This is a genomic window from Variovorax sp. YR266, from assembly GCF_900107295.1.
Classification (GTDB): Bacteria; Pseudomonadota; Gammaproteobacteria; order Burkholderiales; family Burkholderiaceae_C; genus Variovorax.
Window position 1 is genome coordinate 162,974 of the sequence record NZ_FNPM01000007.1, and the last position, 17,111, is coordinate 180,084.

Sequence of the window (17,111 nt, forward strand, 5' to 3'; positions counted from 1 at the left end):
AAGAGAGAACGAACGAAGGGTCGTCTTTTTATGAACTCTTGCGCACCCGCAGATACCACTCGCAGAGCAGGCGAACCTGCTTGGCCGTGTAGCCCTTCTCGACCATGCGGGTCACGAAGTCTTCGTGCTTCTTCTGCTCGTCGGCGCTGCTCTTGGTGTTGAAGCTGATCACCGGCAGCAACTCTTCGGTGTTGGAGAACATCTTCTTCTCGATCACCGCGCGCAGCTTTTCGTAGCTGGTCCACGCCGGGTTGCGCCCCGCGTTGCCGGCCCGTGCGCGCAGCACGAAGTTGACGATCTCGTTGCGGAAGTCCTTCGGGTTGCCGATGCCGGCGGGCCGCTCGATTTTTTCGAGTTCGCCATTGAGCGAGGCGCGATCGAACACTTCGCCGGTGTCGACGTCGCGGAACTCCTGATCCTGGATCCAGTAGTCGGCGTAGGTGACGTAGCGGTCGAAGATGTTCTGGCCGTACTCGCTGTAGCTCTCGAGGTAGGCGGTCTGGATCTCCTTGCCGATGAACTCGGCATAGCGAGGCGCCAGCAGCTCCTTGATGTAGCTGATGTACTTCTGCTCGATCTCGGGCGCGAACTGCTCGCGCTCGATCTGCTGTTCGAGCACATACATCAGGTGCACCGGGTTCGCGGCCACTTCCGAGCTGTCGAAGTTGAAGACCTTCGAGATGATCTTGAAGGCGAAGCGCGTGGACACACCGCTCATGCCTTCGTCGACGCCCGCGTAGTCGCGGTACTCCTGGATCGACTTGGCCTTGGGGTCGGTGTCCTTGAGGTTCTCGCCGTCGTACACCTGCATCTTGCTGAAGGTGCTGGAGTTCTCGGGCTCCTTCAGGCGAGTGAGCACCGAGAGCTGGGCCATCATGCGCAGGGTGCCGGGCGCGCAGGGTGCCTGGGCCAGCGACGAGTTGCGCACCAGCTTCTCGTAGATCTTGATTTCTTCCGAGGCGCGCAGGCAGTAGGGCACCTTGACGATGTAGATCCGGTCGAGGAAAGCCTCGTTGTTCTTGTTGTTGCGGAAGGCCTTCCACTCGCTCTCGTTGCTGTGCGCGAGCACGATGCCGTCGAACGGGATGGCGCCGAAGCCTTCGGTGCCCTTGAAGTTGCTTTCCTGCGTTGCCGTGAGCAGAGGGTGCAGCACCTTGATGGGCGCCTTGAACATTTCCACGAACTCCAGCAGGCCCTGGTTGGCCAGGCAAAGGCCGCCGGAGTAGGCGTAGGCGTCCGGATCGTCCTGGGCATAGGTTTCGAGCTTGCGGATGTCGACCTTGCCGACCAGCGAGGAAATGTCCTGGTTGTTCTCGTCGCCGGGCTCGGTCTTGGCGACGGCGATCTGCCGCAGCACCGACGGGAAGCGCTTGACGATCTTGAACTGGCGGATGTCGCCGCCGTACTCCTCGAGCCGCTTGACGGCCCAGGGCGAGAGAATTCGATTCAGGTACCGGCGGGGGATGCCGTATTCTTTTTCAAGGATCTCGCCGTCTTCGAGCGTGTCGAAGAGGCCGAGCGGGGATTCGTTCACCGGTGAGCCTTGGATGGCGTAGAAGGGCACGTGCTCCATCAACTGCTTCAGGCGTTCGGCGATCGAGCTCTTGCCGCCACCGACCGGGCCCAGCAGGTAAAGGATTTGCTTCTTTTCTTCCAGCCCCTGGGCTGCGTGTCGGAAATAGGACACCACCTGTTCTATGGCGTCTTCCATGCCATAGAACTCCTTGAACGCCGGATAGATCTTGATGACCTTGTTGGCGAAGATGCGCGAAAGACGGGGGTCGTTGCGCGTGTCGACCAGCTCCGGGTCGCCGATGGCCTTGAGCATGCGCTCGGAGGCAGTGGCGTAGGCCGTGGGGTCACGCTTGCAGATATCCAGGTAGTCCTGCAGCGAGATGACTTCCTCGCGGGTGCGCTCGTAGCGGGCGGCAAAGTTGCTGATCACATCCATGGTCACGCCTCCATCAAGTCAGTGGGCTTTTAGCCCGATGGCGTGCAGCAAAGGCCTTGCGCAACATTTAAAGGTGTGCCTGCCCATGGCTGCATGCCGCGGAAAACTCCCTTACAACAATCTGCTAACAATCAGCATAAAGCAAAGATTGAACCCGGCAAATCATTTGTTAATTCAGAACCACACGGACGAGTAAAGTTCAACGAAAAACAAGGAACAAATTTCCGGATTTCAGTTAAATTCAAAGGCTCGCTTTCCCAATTCTCCCCGGGTGAAAACACCTATGCCAAATGGCTATCGTCCGTTTTTGCCTTTTCTCCGGGAAAGCATCGCCTATTGAGCCTCGGGGCTCAAAAAAACGGGCGTCTCCTGCAATAACGCGCGGTCTGTCGTTTGGTTTATTGCACAGCCAAAAAAAATATAAAAGCAATCCTCGCGCCACTTTTTGATGGGCCGCTTGCGCGTGTTGGCGTGGGAAGGAAGCTTGGGCGCGGGTCGGCATGTACCGCAGAGGTGCGGGACGCACTGCCAATGTGCCTGCTACGGGCCTGGGAGGCCTGGATGCACCAGTCCGGCGACTCCAGCATGACAAAGGGCCGCTAAGCGGCCCTGGTTGGAGGTGGTGGCATCCACTGAAGTGGAAGCCCCCGGCGTTACATATCTCAGATGGAGAACAGGTCCGACGTGTAACGCTGGCGCCGGATGAGGCAGGGATTCAGGCAGCTGGCCAGTCCCTGCACGCCTTTGGTGCTCACAAGGCAGCTCAGCTGAAGAATTCCTTCGCCTTGTCGAACCAGCCCTTGTCGGTCGGGCTGTGCTTTTCGCCGCCCTTCTTGAGCGACTCGTCGAGGTCCTTCAGCAGCTTGCGCTGGAACTCGGTGAGCTTCACCGGCGTCTCGACGCGCACGTGGCAGTAGAGGTCGCCGGGGTAGCTCGAGTTCACGCCCTTGATGCCCTTGCCGCGCAGGCGGAACTGCTTGCCGCTTTGCGTGCCTTCGGGAATGTCGATGGCCGCCGCGCCCTTGAGCGTGGGCACGTTGATCTCGCCGCCCAGCGCCGCCGTGGTCATGCTCACGGGCACCACGCAGTGCAGGTTGTCGCCGTCGCGCTCGAAGATGTCGTGCTTCCTGAGCCGGATCTCGATGTACAGGTCGCCCGGCGGGCCGCCGTTGACGCCGGGCTCGCCGCTGCCGGTCACGCGCATGCGCTGGCCGTCGTCGATGCCTGCGCGGATCTTCACTTCGAGCGTCTTGTTGCGCTTGATCTTGCCCTGGCCGTGGCACACGGTGCAGGGCTCGGGAACGATCTTGCCGCTGCCGTGGCAGGTAGGGCAGGTCTGCTGCACGCTGAAGAAGCCCTGGCGCATCTGCACCGCGCCCGCGCCGTGGCAGGTCGTGCAGGTGATGGGCTTGGTGCCGGGCTTCGCGCCCGAGCCATGGCAGGTGTCGCACTCGTCCCAGGTGGGGATGCGGATCTCGGTGGTCTTGCCTTCTGCAGCCTCTTCGAGCGAGATCTCCATCGCGTAGCTCAGGTCGCTGCCGCGGAACACCTGGCGGCCGCTGCTGGTGCGGCCTCGGCCGCCGCCGCCGAATACGTCGCCGAAGATGTCGCCGAAGGCTTCCGCGAAGCCACCGAAGCCTTCGGCGCCCGGGCCGCCGCGCATGTTGGGGTCGACGCCGGCATGGCCGTACTGGTCGTAGGCCGCGCGCTTCTGTCCGTCGGACAGCATTTCGTAGGCTTCCTTCACCTCCTTGAACTTGGCCTCGGCCTCCTTCGAGGTGTCGCCGTGGTTGCGGTCGGGGTGGTGCTTCATCGCAAGCTTGCGATAAGCCTTCTTGATTTCTTCCTCGCTCGCGTTCTTGGGGACGCCGAGGGTTTCGTAGTAGTCGCGTTTGGTGGCCATGGCAGGTCGATCAGCAGATCAGGGAAGCAGCGGGAACTCGGGTAACTTGAAGCGAGAAAGGCTGGAGCACCTTTTCAGGTGTTCCAGCCTTGCTCAAGGGACTGAAGATCAGCCCTTCTTGACTTCCTTCACTTCGGCGTCGACCACGTTGTCGTCGGCCTGCGCGCTTGCAGCAGCTTCCGCGCCACCCGGGCCGGAGGCGGCCGAGGCGCCGGCCGCGGCCTGCGATTCGGCGTACATCTTCTCGCCCAGCTTCTGGCTTGCGGTCATCAGCGTGTTGGTCTTTTCCTCGATCGCGGTCTTGTCTTCACCCTTGAGGGCTTCTTCCAGGTCCTTGATCGCTGCTTCGATCGCGTCCTTCTCGGCGGCTTCGAGGCTTGCACCATGTTCGCCCAGCGACTTCTTCACGCTGTGCACCATTGCCTCGCCCTGGTTGCGCGCCTGCACGATTTCGAGCTTCTTCTTGTCGTCTTCGGCGTTGAGTTCGGCGTCCTTCACCATCTTCTGGATCTCGTCCTCGGACAGGCCCGAGCTCGCCTTGATGGTGATCTTGTTTTCCTTGCCGGTGCCCTTGTCCTTCGCGCCGACGTGCAGGATGCCGTTGGCGTCGATGTCGAAGCTCACCTCGATCTGCGGCGTGCCGCGCGATGCCGGCGGAATGCCTTCGAGATTGAATTCGCCGAGCGCCTTGTTGCCCGCGGCGATGTCGCGCTCGCCCTGGAACACCTTGATGGTCACGGCCGGCTGGTTGTCTTCGGCGGTCGAGAAGGTCTGCGCGAACTTCGTCGGGATCGTCGTGTTCTTGGCGATCATCTTCGTCATCACGCCGCCCATCGTTTCGATGCCCAGCGACAGCGGGGTCACGTCGAGCAGCAGCACGTCCTTGCGGTCGCCCGAGAGCACCTGGCCCTGGATGGCGGCGCCGACAGCCACGGCTTCGTCGGGGTTCACGTCCTTGCGCGGCTCCTTGCCGAAGAAGGCCTTCACCTTGTCCTGCACCTTGGGCATGCGGGTCATGCCGCCGACTAGGATCACGTCGTTGATGTCGCCCACGCTGATGCCGGCGTCCTTGATGGCCACGCGGCAGGGAGCGATGGTGCGCTCGATCAGCTCGTCGACCAGGCTTTCGAGCTTGGCGCGGGTGAGCTTGATGTTCAGGTGCTTCGGACCCGAGGCATCGGCCGTGATGTAGGGCAGGTTGATGTCGGTCTGCGCGCTGTTCGACAGTTCGATCTTGGCCTTTTCAGCGGCTTCCTTCAGGCGCTGCAGGGCCAGCACGTCCTTGCTCAGGTCGACGCCCTGGTCCTTTTTGAACTCGCCGATGATGTAGTCGATGATGCGCTGGTCGAAGTCTTCGCCGCCCAGGAAGGTGTCGCCGTTGGTCGACAGCACTTCGAACTGCTTCTCGCCGTCGACGTCGGCAATTTCGATGATCGACACGTCGAAGGTACCGCCGCCGAGGTCATACACGGCGATCTTGCGGTCGGCCTTGTCCTGCTTGTCGAGGCCGAAGGCCAGGGCGGCAGCGGTGGGCTCGTTGATGATGCGCTTGACGTCGAGGCCCGCGATGCGGCCGGCGTCCTTGGTGGCCTGGCGCTGGGCGTCGTTGAAGTAGGCCGGCACCGTGATCACGGCTTCGGTCACGGTTTCGCCGAGGTAGTCTTCGGCGGTCTTCTTCATCTTGCGCAGGATGTCGGCGCTGACCTGTTGCGGGGCCATCTTCTTGCCGCGCACTTCCACCCATGCGTCGCCGTTGTCGGCCTTGGCGATGGTGTAGGGCATCAGGTCGATGTCCTTCTGGACTTCCTTTTCCTCGAACTTGCGGCCGATCAGTCGCTTGATCGCGTACAGCGTGTTCTTGGGGTTGGTAACGGCCTGGCGCTTGGCCGAGGCACCGACCAGCACTTCACCGTCTTCCTGGTACGCGACGATCGACGGCGTGGTGCGCGCACCTTCCGAGTTCTCGATCACACGCGTGGTGTTGCCTTCCATGATCGACACGCACGAGTTGGTGGTGCCGAGGTCGATGCCGATGATCTTTGCCATGTTCTTTACTCCTGAAGCCTGAAAAATATGTTGTTATGAACTTGTGGATAACCCGTCGCGATTCAAGGTATGAAGCGGGGATTTCCTGTGGGAATCTTGTGTGCTGGCGAATGCCGCGGATTACTTCGGCGCGCTGACCGTGACCAGCGCCGGGCGCAGCACGCGCTCGTTGATGGTGTAGCCCTTCTGCAGCACGCTCACCACGGTGTTCGGCTCCTGGTCGGCGGGCACCACCGAGATGGCCTGGTGCTGGTGCGGGTCGAACTTGGTGCCGGGTGCGGGGGCCACTTCGATCACCTTGTTGCGTTCGAGCGCGCTCTTGAGCTGGCGCAGCGTGGCTTCGGCGCCTTCGCGGATCTGCTCGGGGGTGGCGTCCTTGATGGCCAGGCCGGCTTCGAGGCTGTCGGTCACCGGCAGCAGGCTCTCGGCAAAGGCCTCGACGGCGAACTTGCGGGCCTTGGTGATCTCGTCGTCGGCGCGGCGACGAGCGTTCTGCACATCGGCCTGGGCGCGCAGGTACTGGTCGGCCAGTTCGGCATTCTTGGTCTGCAGGGCGGCGAGCTCGCCTTGTGCCACGGCCAGGGCGTCGAGCGCCTCGGCTTCATTGGCGGCGTGCGCAGCCTCCAGTTCTTCGGGGCTTGGCTCGCCTTGCAGCATTTGAGAATTCTGTGCGGATTGTTGCGGGTCAGACATTTTTCAAAGAACCGGCGTGTGCCGGAAAACAAACGTTAGCCAGCCACATGGGGCTGGCCCAAAGCATTTCAAGCGAAAAAACGCGGCCAAAAGGGCCGCGGAGGCATGAAAAAGGCCCGGAATCGGGCCTTGGAGCCGTCGGCTCGAATGCTCAGTGTGCGTCCAGGAGCTCGACGTCGAACTTCAGGGTGGCGTTCGGGGGGATCACGCCGCCGGCGCCGCGGGCGCCATAGCCCAGCGATGCGGGAATGATCAGCGTGCGCTTGCCGCCGATCTTCATGCCGGCCACGCCTTCGTCCCAGCCCTTGATGACCTGGCCCGCGCCCAGCGAGAACGCGAACGGGTCGTTGCGGTCGCGGCTCGAATCGAACTTGGCGCCTTGCACGCCGTCGTTGTAGAGCCAGCCGGTGTAGTGCACGTGCACGTGCTGGCCGGCCTTGGCTTCGGCGCCGGTGCCGACTTCGGTGTCTTCGTATTGCAGGCCGGAGGAAGTGGTGGGCATGAGAAACGCTCCTTGCGTCGATGTGAGATCAGTGGATCGAAGGCGCGGAGTTTACCGATGCCGGACAGGCAGGCCTGTGGTCCGTCAGCTCTGGCTGGTGTCGTCGGAAGGGGGCGCGGGTGTGGACGCAGGTGCCGCCACCGGGGCCGGAGCGGGTGCGGCCGCTGGGGAAACCGGCGCGGCGGGCGATGCGACCGCTGCGGGTGCTGCTGCTTTCTTGAGTTGTCCCAGTTGCCATTTGCCGGCAAAGGCCTGCAGGTCGGAAAGGCGCTTGAGCAGGTCCTGGCCGCTGAGCGTGAGGCTGTAGCCATCGCTGCCGTGGCCGACGATGCCGGCTTCGCGCAGTTCCTTGATGCGGGTGTTGAGCGTGTTGGGAGTGATGCTGCCCACGCTGTCCTGAAGCAAACGGAAGGTCTGCGCATGGCCGTCGCGCAGGGCCCAGAGCACGCGCAGCGCGTAGCGGGCTTCGAGCAGGGCGAGCAACTGGCTGACGGCTGCGTTTTCCTTGGTACTCATCGACATCATCTCCTCGAAGCGTTCTTGTGGTTGGTATGAACCGTCTCGTTGGCCGGCGACTATAGCGCAATCGATGAGGATGCTACTAGTTTTATAGCTGTCAGGGCATGCTGCATGCGGGTTGTGAGACAAACACTCACAAATTGGTGTAGTTGGCCATGGCTTCGCCCAGGCGGATCGCGCGGGTGGGCGACCAGTCCTGGTTGAAGGCCAGCGCGGGCGCCGGGAACAGCATGACGACCGTCGACCCGAGCAAGAAACGGCCCATCTCGTCGCCCTTGCGGATGTCGATCTGCTGGTCGGTGTAGTGCCACTCGCGCAGCTCGCCCACGCGCGGCGGATTGACCACGCCGTGCCATACGGTGGCCATGCTGCCGACGATGGTGGCGCCCACCAGCACCAGCACGAAGGGCCCATGCGCCGATTCGAAGACGCACACCACGCGCTCGTTGCGCGCGAACAGGCCGGGCACGCCGCGCGCCGTGGTGGGGTTCACCGAGAACAGGTCGCCCGGCACATGGATCATGCGCACAAGCCGCCCGTCGCAAGGCATGTGGATGCGGTGGTAGTCCTTGGGGCTCAGGTACAGCGTGGCGAAGCTGCCGTGCGCGAACTTCGCGGCCAGCGTAGCGTCGCCGCCGACCAGTGCGGTGGTCGTGTAGTTGTGGCCCTTGGCCTGGAAAATCTGGTCGCCCTGGATCGCGCCGAACTGGCTGATCGCGCCGTCTACCGGGCAGACCAGGTCGGCCTGCGCGAGCGGCCGCGCACCAGGCTTGAGTGCGCGCGTGAAGAACTGGTTGAAGCTCTTGTAGTGCTGGATGTCCGACTCGAGCGCCTCGCCCATGTCCACGCCGTACTTGGCCACGAAGCGCCGGATGATCCACGTCGTCACGGCGCCCCGTTCCTTGCCCGCAACCCAGCCGGCGAAATTGGTCAGGGCCTGCTTGGGGAACAGGTATTGGGGCAGTACGGCAGAGCGGTCGGACACGTGGGGAAGGCCTGGAATGCGGAATCGGAGGGGCATTCTATAAAGCGCTTCTTCCTCGGGGCGTAGGAAGCTTCCCTTGGTTCGCCCGGCCCGCAGTCAGCCGGTCAATCGGCCTTGATGCCTGCCGCCTTGATCACCTGCGCCCACTTCTCCACCTCGGCCTTCTGGAACGCCGCGATCTGCGTGGTGCTCAGGTCGGTCGGCTCCATGCCGAAGCCCTTGAGCTTGTCCTGCATCTCGGGCGTTGCGAGGATCTTGCGGATCTCGGTGTGCAGCCTGTCGACGACCGGTGCAGGCGTGCCCGCAGGCACGAAGATCGCCTGCCACGACACCACCTCGAAGTCTTGCAGGCCCGGCACGCCCGACTCGGCCACCGTCGGCACGTCGGGCATCGAGGCCAGGCGCTTCGACGATGTGACGGCAATCGCGCGCAGCTTGCCGCTCTGGATGTGCGGACCCGCGACCACCGTGGTGTCGAACATCATGTCGACCTGTCCGCCGATCACGTCCTGGATCGCCGGGCCGCTGCCCTTGTAAGGAATGTGAGTGAACTTCACGCCCGACTTGAAGGCCAGCAGTTCCAGCGCCAGGTGCTGCGAAGTGCCCGTGCCGGCCGAGGCCGACGAGAGCCCGCCCGTCTTGGCCTTGCTGGCCGCGATCACGTCCTTCAGCGTCTTGTACGGGCTCGCCTGGTTCACCACCAGCACCACCGGGTTGGTGCCGATCAGCGTCACCGGCGCGAACGACTTCTGCGGGTCGTAGCCGATCTTCGGATACAGGCTCACGTTGATTGCGTGCGAGCTGATGGTGCCGCCGATCAGCGTGAAGCCATCCGGCGCCGCACGCGCGCCGACTTCCGAGCCCACGCTGCCGCCAGCGCCGCCCTTGTTGTCGATGATCACGCTGGTGCCCAGCACGGTGCCGAGCTTCTGCCCGATCAGCCGGCCCAGCACGTCGGTGGTGCCGCCCGCCGGAAAGGGCACGAGGTAAGTGATGGCCTTGCCCGTCGGCCAGTTGTTGCTGCTCTGCGCGAAGGCCACCGGAAGACCGGCGGCGAGCGAAGAGGCGAGGGCGGTGCGAATGAGTGTGCGGCGTTGCATGCGAAGGTCTCCTGTTGAAGTGTGGTGCGGTGCCCGTCAGGGCATGTCGACGATCTCGATCCAGTTCGGGTTCTTGCCCACGTCCAGGTGCTGGGGCTTGCCCAGCGCACCGGTGGCGGCGTCGATGGCGTAGAGCGAGATGCCGTTCGACTCCTGCCCTGCGGCAATCAGGTAGCGGCCGGTGGCATCGATGGCGAAGCCGCGCGGTGTTTTCTCGGTCGGGGTCTGTCCGAGCGGCTGAAGCTGCCCCGTGGCGGCATCGACCTTGAATGTCGAGAGAGTGCTCGACGTGCGCTCCGACGCGTACAGGTAGCGCCCGTCGGGTGTCAGGTGCAGGTCGGCGGCCCAGGGCTTGCCGGTGAAGCCGGCGGGCAGCGTGGTCGTGCTCTGTTCGAGCTTGAGCGTGCCGCGCGCGGCATCCCACGCGAACACGTGCAGCGCCGCGTCGAGTTCATCCAGCAGATAGACGTGCCGCTGCGCCTTGTCCCAGACGAAGTGGCGCGGGCCCGCCTTCGCGGCGGTGGTGGTCAGCGGCGGATCGTTGGGCGACAGCAATCCTTTCTCCGCATCGAAGCGCCAGCTCGACACGTTGTCGCCGCCGAGGCTGGTTGCGAGTACGAAACGATTGCTCGCGTCCGCATGGATCGCGTGCGCGTTGGGCCCGGTCTGGATCAGCTGGTGAATAGGGCCCACCGCGCCGTCTTTTCCGACGGCGTTGACCGTGATCTTGCCGCCCTGGTACGAGGCCGCGAAGAGCCATTTGCCGCTCGCGTCCAGGTCGATGTTGGCCATGCTGTCGGCCAGCGGCGCTTCGCCGAGCTTCTGCAGTTTTCCGGTGGCGCCGTCGATCGACAGCGCGGTCACGCGAAACGGCTGCGAGCGCAGTGCGGCATACAGCATGCGCTTGTCATGGCTCACCACCATCGGCATCACGGTGCCGCCGACGTTCAGCGTCTGAACGGGCTTGAGCGCGCCCTGGGCCCGGTCGAGTTCGAGCACCGAGATTTCCTGGCTGTCGGCGTTCGACACATAGACCCAGGTCGCGGCCGAAGCCTGGCCGATGGCGGCCAGCCACAGCAGCGATGCGATGGTTGTTTTCTTCATGGCTGTGCGGCTCAGGGCTTGATGTTGAGCTTGGTGATGAGCTGCTTGAAGTACACGTTGTCCTTCGCCAGCGTTTCCTTGAACACGGCACCGTCGGTGTAGACATAGCCCAGGTTCTGCTTGTCCATTACCTCGTGCATCAGCGGCTCGGCGGCGGTCTTCGCTGTGATCTCGCGCAGCTTCGCCATCACTTCGGGCGGCGTGTTCTTCGGCGCGCCGAGGCCGCGCCAGGTGCCGATCGACAGGTCGATGCCGCGCTCCTTGGCGGTAGGCACCTTCTCGAAGCCCTTCACGCGCTTGTCGGCCATCACCATCAGCACCTTGAGCTTGCCGCCCTGCACGTGCGTCGTCACTTCGGCCGGGCTCACCGCCACGGCTTCGATGTGGCCGCCGAGCAGCGCCAGCACGGCGGGTGCTGCGCCCTGGAACGGAATGTGGCCGAACTTGGCGCCGGTCTTGTCTTCCAGTGCTGCGGCAGCAAGGTGCCAGATCGAGCCGTTGCCCGAATTGCCCACGCGCACGCTTTCCGGTGATTTCTTCGCGGCGGCGAGGAATTCCTCGATGGTGTTCCATGGCGCATCGGCCTTCACCGTGATCGCGGCCGGGTCGGCGTTGAGCTGTGCGATGGGCTGGAAGTCGTCGTAGTTGAACTTGGCCAGGCCCAGGTGCGGCAGCGTCAGCAGCTCGACCGTGAGCACCGCGAGCTTGTAGCCGTCGGGCTTGGCGTTGATCACTTCCGTCCAGCCGATGGCGCCGCCCGCGCCGGGGCGGTTGACGATCACGATGCTCTGCGAGATGTGCTTGCGGCTCGCTTCGGCGAACGCACGCGCCAGGCCGTCGGTGCCGCCGCCGGGCTGGTAGGGCACCAGCAGCTCGATCGTGCGGTTCGGAAAATCGGCCTGCGCCGCGGCCGGCGCGGCCAGCCCGAGCGAGAGCGCGGCCGTGGCCGAGAGGGCGGCGATGCCGCGAAGAAGTTGGCTTCTCTTCATGATGTCTTTGTCTCCGTTGTTGATCTGATCCTTCAGCCCCGGGGGTATTTCCTCTGTGGGCTTCCTCACTGTCCTCGCGCGTCAGGGCATGTACTGGCCTCCGTTCACCTCGATCACCTGCCCGGTGACATAGCCCGAGAGCTGTTCGGAGGCGAGATAGAGGAAAGCACCCACGCATTCCTCGGGCTCGCCGATGCGGCCCATCGGAATGCTGGCGCGGAAGTTCTCCAGCATCGCGGGCGTCGAGAAGCGGTCCTGGAACGGCGTCTGGATGACGCCCGGTGCCACTGCGTTCACGCGGATGCGGTCGCCCACCAGTTCCTTCGCCAGGCCGTGCGTCGCCGTGCTCACGAAGCCCTTCGAGCCCGCATAGAGGTATGCGGCCGGCCCGCCGCCGGTGCGCGCCGCGACAGAGGTCACGTTGATGATGTTGCCGCCGCCCTGGGTGCGCATCAGCGGAACCACCTCGCGGCAGAACGCGAGCACCGAGCGCGCGTTGATGTGCATCACCTCGTCGAACAGCGCATCGTCGAACTCGGCGATGGGCACGCGCTTGACCAGGCTGCCGGCGTTGTTCACCAGCACGTCGATGCGGCCGAACTGCGCCGCGGCCTGCTTCACGCAGTCGCGGATTGCGGCCGTGTCGCGCACGTCGGCCTTCAGCGCGAAGGCCGTGCCGCCGGCCGCGCGGATGGTGTCGACCACGCGGTTCGCTGCATCGGCCGAGCTGTTGTAGTGCACCGCCACACGCATGCCGCGTGCGGCGAATGCGATGGCCACGGCGGCGCCGATGCCGGTGCTGGCACCGGTGACGAGCGCGGTCTTGTCCTTGAGGTCTTCCATGTCGTCGCTCCGTGTCTGAAGGGAATGAAAAGAGTCAGGTGACCGGGGCCGGGTTGAACAGCACCAGCGCGTTGTGCAGCTTCCAGTGCTCGGCCCAGGTTTTCTTGCGGCCGCTGGCCACGTCGAGCATCAGGTGGAACATCTCCCAGCCGATGTCCTCGATGGTGGCGTCGCCGTCGGCGATGCGGCCCGCGTTCACGTCCATCAGGTCGTGCCAGCGGCGCGCGAGGTCGCTGCGCGTGGCGACCTTGATCACCGGCACTTCGGCCAGGCCGTAGGGCGTGCCGCGGCCGGTGGTGAACACGTGCAGGTTGATGCCGGCCGCCAGCTGCAGCGTGCCGCAGATGAAGTCGCTGGCTGGCGTGGCGGCGTAGATCAGGCCCTTCTGCGTTGCCTTCTCGCCGGGCGCGAGCACGCCGGTGATAGGGGCCGAGCCCGACTTGACGATGGAGCCCATCGCTTTCTCGACGATGTTCGACAGCCCACCCTTCTTGTTGCCCGGCGTGGTGTTGGCGCTGCGGTCGACGCGGCCCTTCTCCAGGTAGGCGTCGTACCAGGCCATCTCGCGGATCATGGCCTCGGCCACCTCGGGCGTGGATGCGCGCGAGGTGAGCTGGTCGATGCCGTCGCGCACCTCGGTCACTTCCGAGAACATCACGGTAGCGCCGGCGCGCACCAGCAGGTCGGTGCAGAAGCCCACGGCGGGGTTGGCGGTGACGCCCGAGAAGGCATCGCTGCCGCCGCATTGCACGCCCACCACCAGCTCGCTGGCGGGCACGGTTTCGCGCTTGCGCTTGTTGAGCCGCGCGAGGTGTTCCTCGGCCTGCCGCATGACCGAATCGATCATCGACATGAAGCCGACGTGCTCGTCGTCCTGCAGGCAGACCACGTCGAGCTCCGCGTCACCTTGCTTGCCTTCGGCTTCGCCGCGCTTGTCGACGATGGGAATGCTCCCCGGCGGCAGCAGGCGCTCGGGCTGCAGCTTCTCGCAGCCCAGGCTCACCACCATCACCTCGCCGCCGAAGTTCGGATTGAGGCTGATGTTGCGCAGCGTGCGAATCGGCACGATGGCATCGGGCGCATCGATGGCCACGCCGCAGCCGTAGGTGTGCGCCAGCGCCACCACGTCGTCGACGTTCGGGTATTTGGGCAGCAACTCGGCCTTGATGCGCTGCACCGCGAAGTCGGTCACGCCGGCCACGCACTGCACCGTCTGCGTGATGGCCAGGATGTTGCGCGAGCCCACCGAGCCGTCGGCGTTGCGATAGCCCTCGAAGGTGTAGCCCTCCAGCGGCGGCAGGGCAGGGGGCTTGACCGTGGCGATGGGCAGGCCGTCGAGCTCGGGCGCGGTCGGCATGCGCATCACGCGCTCGTGCACCCAGCTGCCGCGCGGCAGCGCCTTCAGCGCGTAGCCGATCACCACGTCGTAGCGGCGGATGGCGTCGCCTTCGGCCAGGTCGACCAGCGCGACCTTGTGGCCTTGCGGCACGTTGTCCACCAGCCGAAGGCCGTCGGCGAACTCCGCGCCGGCCTTAAGCCCGCCGTCGTTCGCGACGATGGCCACGTTGTCTGCCGCGTGGATGCGGATGTAGAGCGGTGGGCGGGTGGGTTCGGACATCGTGGGCTCCTTGCTTACTTCACGACCATGAACATGCCGGGCAGCCAGGTCGAGAACGCGGGAACGAATGTGACCACTCCCAGCGCAAAGATCAATGCCCCGTAGAACGGCCAGATGGTCTTCATCACCGTGCCCACAGACACCCCGCCGATCGCGCAGCCGACGAACTGCGTCGTGCCCACCGGCGGCGTGTTCAGGCCCAGCGCGCAGTTGATCAGCATCACGATGCCGAACTGCACCGAGGTCATGCCGTAGTGCTGGGCGATGGGCAGGAAGATCGGCGTGCACAGCAGGATGGTGGCCGCCATGTCCAGGAAAGTGCCGAGCACGAACAGGATGATGTTGATCAGCAGGAAGATCACCCACGGCGTGCTGGTTACCTGCGACAGCATCTCGCCCGTGAGCTCGGCCACGCCGTACAGGCTGATGAGGTAGCCGAAGGTGCTGGAGATGCCGATCAGCAGCAGGATCACGCCCGTGGTGCGCACCGCCTTCGAGGCCGCCTTGATGAAGTGTTCCCACTTCAGCGTGCGGTACACGAAGATCGTGAGGCCCAGCGCATACAGCACCGCCACCGCCGCAGACTCGGTTGCCGTGAACACGCCCGACAGGATGCCGCCGAGGATCAGCACCACGATGAACAGGCCAGGCAGCGCCGCCGCGAACGAGCGCGCCACGATGGACCAACCCGGGAAGCTGCCGGCCGGATAGCCGCGCTTCACCGCCACCAGGTAGGCGGCCGCGAGATTGCTGATGGTGAGCACGGCCGCCGGCAGCAGCGCCGCCAGGATCAGCGCCGCGATCGACACCTTGCCGCCGGCTGCGAGCGAATAGATGATCAGGTTGTGGCTGGTCGGCATCAGCGCGCCGACCAGTGCCGCATGGGTCGTCACGTTGACTGCGTAGTCGGCGTGATAGCCCTCCTTCTTCATCATCGGGATCATCACGGCGCCCATGGCCGAGACGTCGGCCACGGGCGAGCCCGAGACGCCGCCGAACAGCGTGCAGGCCACCACGTTCGACATGCCGAGGCCGCCGCGCACGTGGCCCACGAGGTCGCGAGCCAGGTTGACGATGCGGTCCGCAATGCCGCCGTAGAGCATCAGCTCGCCGGCGAAGATGAAGAACGGAATGGCCAGGAACGAGAAGATGCCCATGCCGGAGGTCATCTGCTGGAAGCCGACCGCCAGCGGCAGGCCTTCATAGAGCAGCGTGGCCAGGGCCGACAGGCCGATGGAAAAAGCGACCGGCACGCCCAGCAGCAGGAAGAGCGTGAACGAGATGCAGAGAATGAGCAGAGGAATGGTCATGGTGGCTCAGGCCCAGGCAGGTTCGACTTCGCGGCCTTGGGCGAGCGCGATGATGTGTTCGATGGAGAACATCACGATGAGGACGCCCGACACGGCGGCGGGCACGTACTTCCAGCCCTCGGAGATCCAGAGCGTGGGCAATCTGTAGTCCCACACCGATTCGGCGAGCGAGGCACAGTTCCAGGCCATGGCAATGCCGAACAGCAGGATCAGTGCGTGGATGAGGTATTCCATCTTCAGCCGCAGCCAGTCGGGCGCGAGCACGAGGAAGGATTCGAGTCCGATGTGGCCCGCGTCGCGCACGCCCACGGCCACGCCGAGCATGGTGACGTAGAGCACCAGCAGCAGCGCGAGGCTTTCGGCCCAGGTGGGGGTGTTGTTGAGCACGTAGCGGCCGAACACCTGCCAGCTCACGGCGCAGATCACCGCGACGAGGCCGAAGATGCCCAACCACATGCAGGCACGTGCGAGGGTGCGGCAAAGTTTGGTGTACATAGATTTTCTTTGCCCTTCCCCCGAGGGGGAAGGAGGGGAGCGGGTCGAGTCGACGAGGGCGGGCTTACTTCGTGTCCTGCACGCGCTTGACGAGGTCTTTCAGCTTCGCGTCGGTGATGAACTTGTCGTACACCGGCTTCATTGCTGCCTGGAACGGGGCCTTGTCGACTTCGATGATCTCGGCACCGCCGGCCTTCACCGTGGCCAGCGACTTCACTTCACGCTCTTCCCACTGCTTGCGCATGTAGGGCACCGATTCCTTGGCGGCCTGGCGGATCCAGCCCTGCTCTTCGGTCGAAAGCTTGTCCCACACGCGCTTGGAGAACAGCAGCATCTCGGGCGCCATGGAGTGCTCGGTCTTGCTGTAGTACTTGGCCACTTCGAAGGCGCGCGCGCTTTCATACGTGGGGTAGTTGTTCTCGGCGGCGTCGATCAGGCCGGTCTTCAGGCCCGTGTAGACCTCGCCCATCGGCATCGGCGTGGCGTTGGCGCCCATGGCTTCGAGCATCGACACCCACAGGTCGGACTGCTGCACGCGGACCTTCAGGCCCTTCATGTCGGCGAAGGTGCGCACCGGCTTCTTGGCCGTGAACATCGAGCGAGCACCGCTGTCGTAGTAGGCCAGGCCGATGAAGCCCTGCTTCTCGCACGACTTCAGGATCTCTTCGCCGATCGGGCCGTCGAGCACCTTGTGCAGATGGTCGACCGAACGGAACAGGAAGGGCATGGTCGGCACCTGCGTCTCGGCGCAGATGTTGTTCATGGGCGCGATGTTCACGCGCACCATCTGCAGCGCGCCGATCTTGGTCTGCTCGATCGTGTCTTTCTCGCTGCCGAGCGAACTGTTGTTGAACACCTTGATGCTGTGCTTGCCGCCCGACAGCGCCTTCAGGCGCTCGCTCATGAACTTCACCGCGGTCACGGTGGGGTAGTCGTCGGGGTGGATGTCGGCCGAACGGAACTCGGTGGCGTGTGCAGCCAGTGTGGTCAGCGCGGCTGCGGCGCACGCGGAAAGTGCGATCAGGGTCTTGGTGAATTTCATTTGTCTCATCC

General features: G+C 64.3%; 15 protein-coding genes. All 15 read right to left on the minus strand.

The annotated features are described in order from the left end of the window. Positions 1-28: 28 nt before the first annotated feature. A complete protein-coding gene (locus BLW48_RS19345) occupies positions 29-1,951 on the minus strand; it encodes a PrkA family serine protein kinase (protein WP_093051862.1) in 1,923 nt (640 codons plus the stop codon). Between the two features lie 763 nt (positions 1,952-2,714). Next, positions 2,715-3,854: a molecular chaperone DnaJ gene (gene dnaJ, locus BLW48_RS19350; RefSeq protein WP_093051406.1), complete on the minus strand. Its 1,140-nt coding sequence runs from the start codon at positions 3,852-3,854 to the stop codon at positions 2,715-2,717. 108 nt (positions 3,855-3,962) lie between these two features. After that, positions 3,963-5,900, minus strand: a complete 1,938-nt coding sequence (gene dnaK, locus BLW48_RS19355; RefSeq protein WP_093051403.1) for a molecular chaperone DnaK — start codon at positions 5,898-5,900, stop codon at positions 3,963-3,965. A 120-nt stretch (positions 5,901-6,020) separates the two neighbouring features. Further along, positions 6,021-6,593, minus strand: a complete 573-nt coding sequence (gene grpE / locus BLW48_RS19360; RefSeq protein WP_093051400.1) for a nucleotide exchange factor GrpE — start codon at positions 6,591-6,593, stop codon at positions 6,021-6,023. A 151-nt stretch (positions 6,594-6,744) separates the two neighbouring features. After that, positions 6,745-7,095, minus strand: a complete 351-nt coding sequence (locus BLW48_RS19365; protein WP_093176996.1) for an FKBP-type peptidyl-prolyl cis-trans isomerase — start codon at positions 7,093-7,095, stop codon at positions 6,745-6,747. An 84-nt stretch (positions 7,096-7,179) separates the two neighbouring features. Then, positions 7,180-7,611 carry a winged helix-turn-helix transcriptional regulator gene (locus BLW48_RS19370; RefSeq protein ID WP_093077949.1) on the minus strand — a complete coding sequence of 144 codons (432 nt, stop codon included), beginning with the start codon at positions 7,609-7,611 and terminating at the stop codon, positions 7,180-7,182. Between the two features lie 136 nt (positions 7,612-7,747). Next, on the minus strand, positions 7,748-8,599 hold the full coding sequence (gene asd / locus BLW48_RS19375; RefSeq protein WP_093051397.1) for an archaetidylserine decarboxylase: 852 nt from the start codon (positions 8,597-8,599) through the stop codon (positions 7,748-7,750). A 104-nt stretch (positions 8,600-8,703) separates the two neighbouring features. Continuing rightward, positions 8,704-9,699: a Bug family tripartite tricarboxylate transporter substrate binding protein gene (locus tag BLW48_RS19380; protein WP_093077771.1), complete on the minus strand. Its 996-nt coding sequence runs from the start codon at positions 9,697-9,699 to the stop codon at positions 8,704-8,706. A 36-nt stretch (positions 9,700-9,735) separates the two neighbouring features. After that, on the minus strand, positions 9,736-10,803 hold the full coding sequence (locus tag BLW48_RS19385) for a lactonase family protein (RefSeq protein ID WP_093176997.1): 1,068 nt from the start codon (positions 10,801-10,803) through the stop codon (positions 9,736-9,738). 11 nt (positions 10,804-10,814) lie between these two features. After that, complete coding sequence (locus BLW48_RS19390) at positions 10,815-11,792, minus strand: tripartite tricarboxylate transporter substrate binding protein (protein ID WP_093077768.1); 978 nt, start codon at positions 11,790-11,792, stop codon at positions 10,815-10,817. Between the two features lie 81 nt (positions 11,793-11,873). After that, complete coding sequence (locus BLW48_RS19395) at positions 11,874-12,635, minus strand: SDR family NAD(P)-dependent oxidoreductase (RefSeq protein ID WP_093077767.1); 762 nt, start codon at positions 12,633-12,635, stop codon at positions 11,874-11,876. A gap of 34 nt (positions 12,636-12,669) precedes the next feature. Then, positions 12,670-14,253, minus strand: coding sequence for a galactarate dehydratase (gene garD / locus BLW48_RS19400; RefSeq protein ID WP_093176998.1), 1,584 nt, complete (start codon positions 14,251-14,253; stop codon positions 12,670-12,672). A 14-nt stretch (positions 14,254-14,267) separates the two neighbouring features. After that, entirely contained in the window at positions 14,268-15,563 is a 1,296-nt protein-coding gene (locus BLW48_RS19405; RefSeq protein WP_093176999.1) for a TRAP transporter large permease, read from the minus strand. A gap of 6 nt (positions 15,564-15,569) precedes the next feature. Beyond that, complete coding sequence (locus BLW48_RS19410) at positions 15,570-16,058, minus strand: TRAP transporter small permease (protein ID WP_093051376.1); 489 nt, start codon at positions 16,056-16,058, stop codon at positions 15,570-15,572. A 64-nt stretch (positions 16,059-16,122) separates the two neighbouring features. Next, entirely contained in the window at positions 16,123-17,100 is a 978-nt protein-coding gene (locus BLW48_RS19415) for a TRAP transporter substrate-binding protein (protein ID WP_093051373.1), read from the minus strand. Positions 17,101-17,111 lie beyond the last annotated feature (11 nt).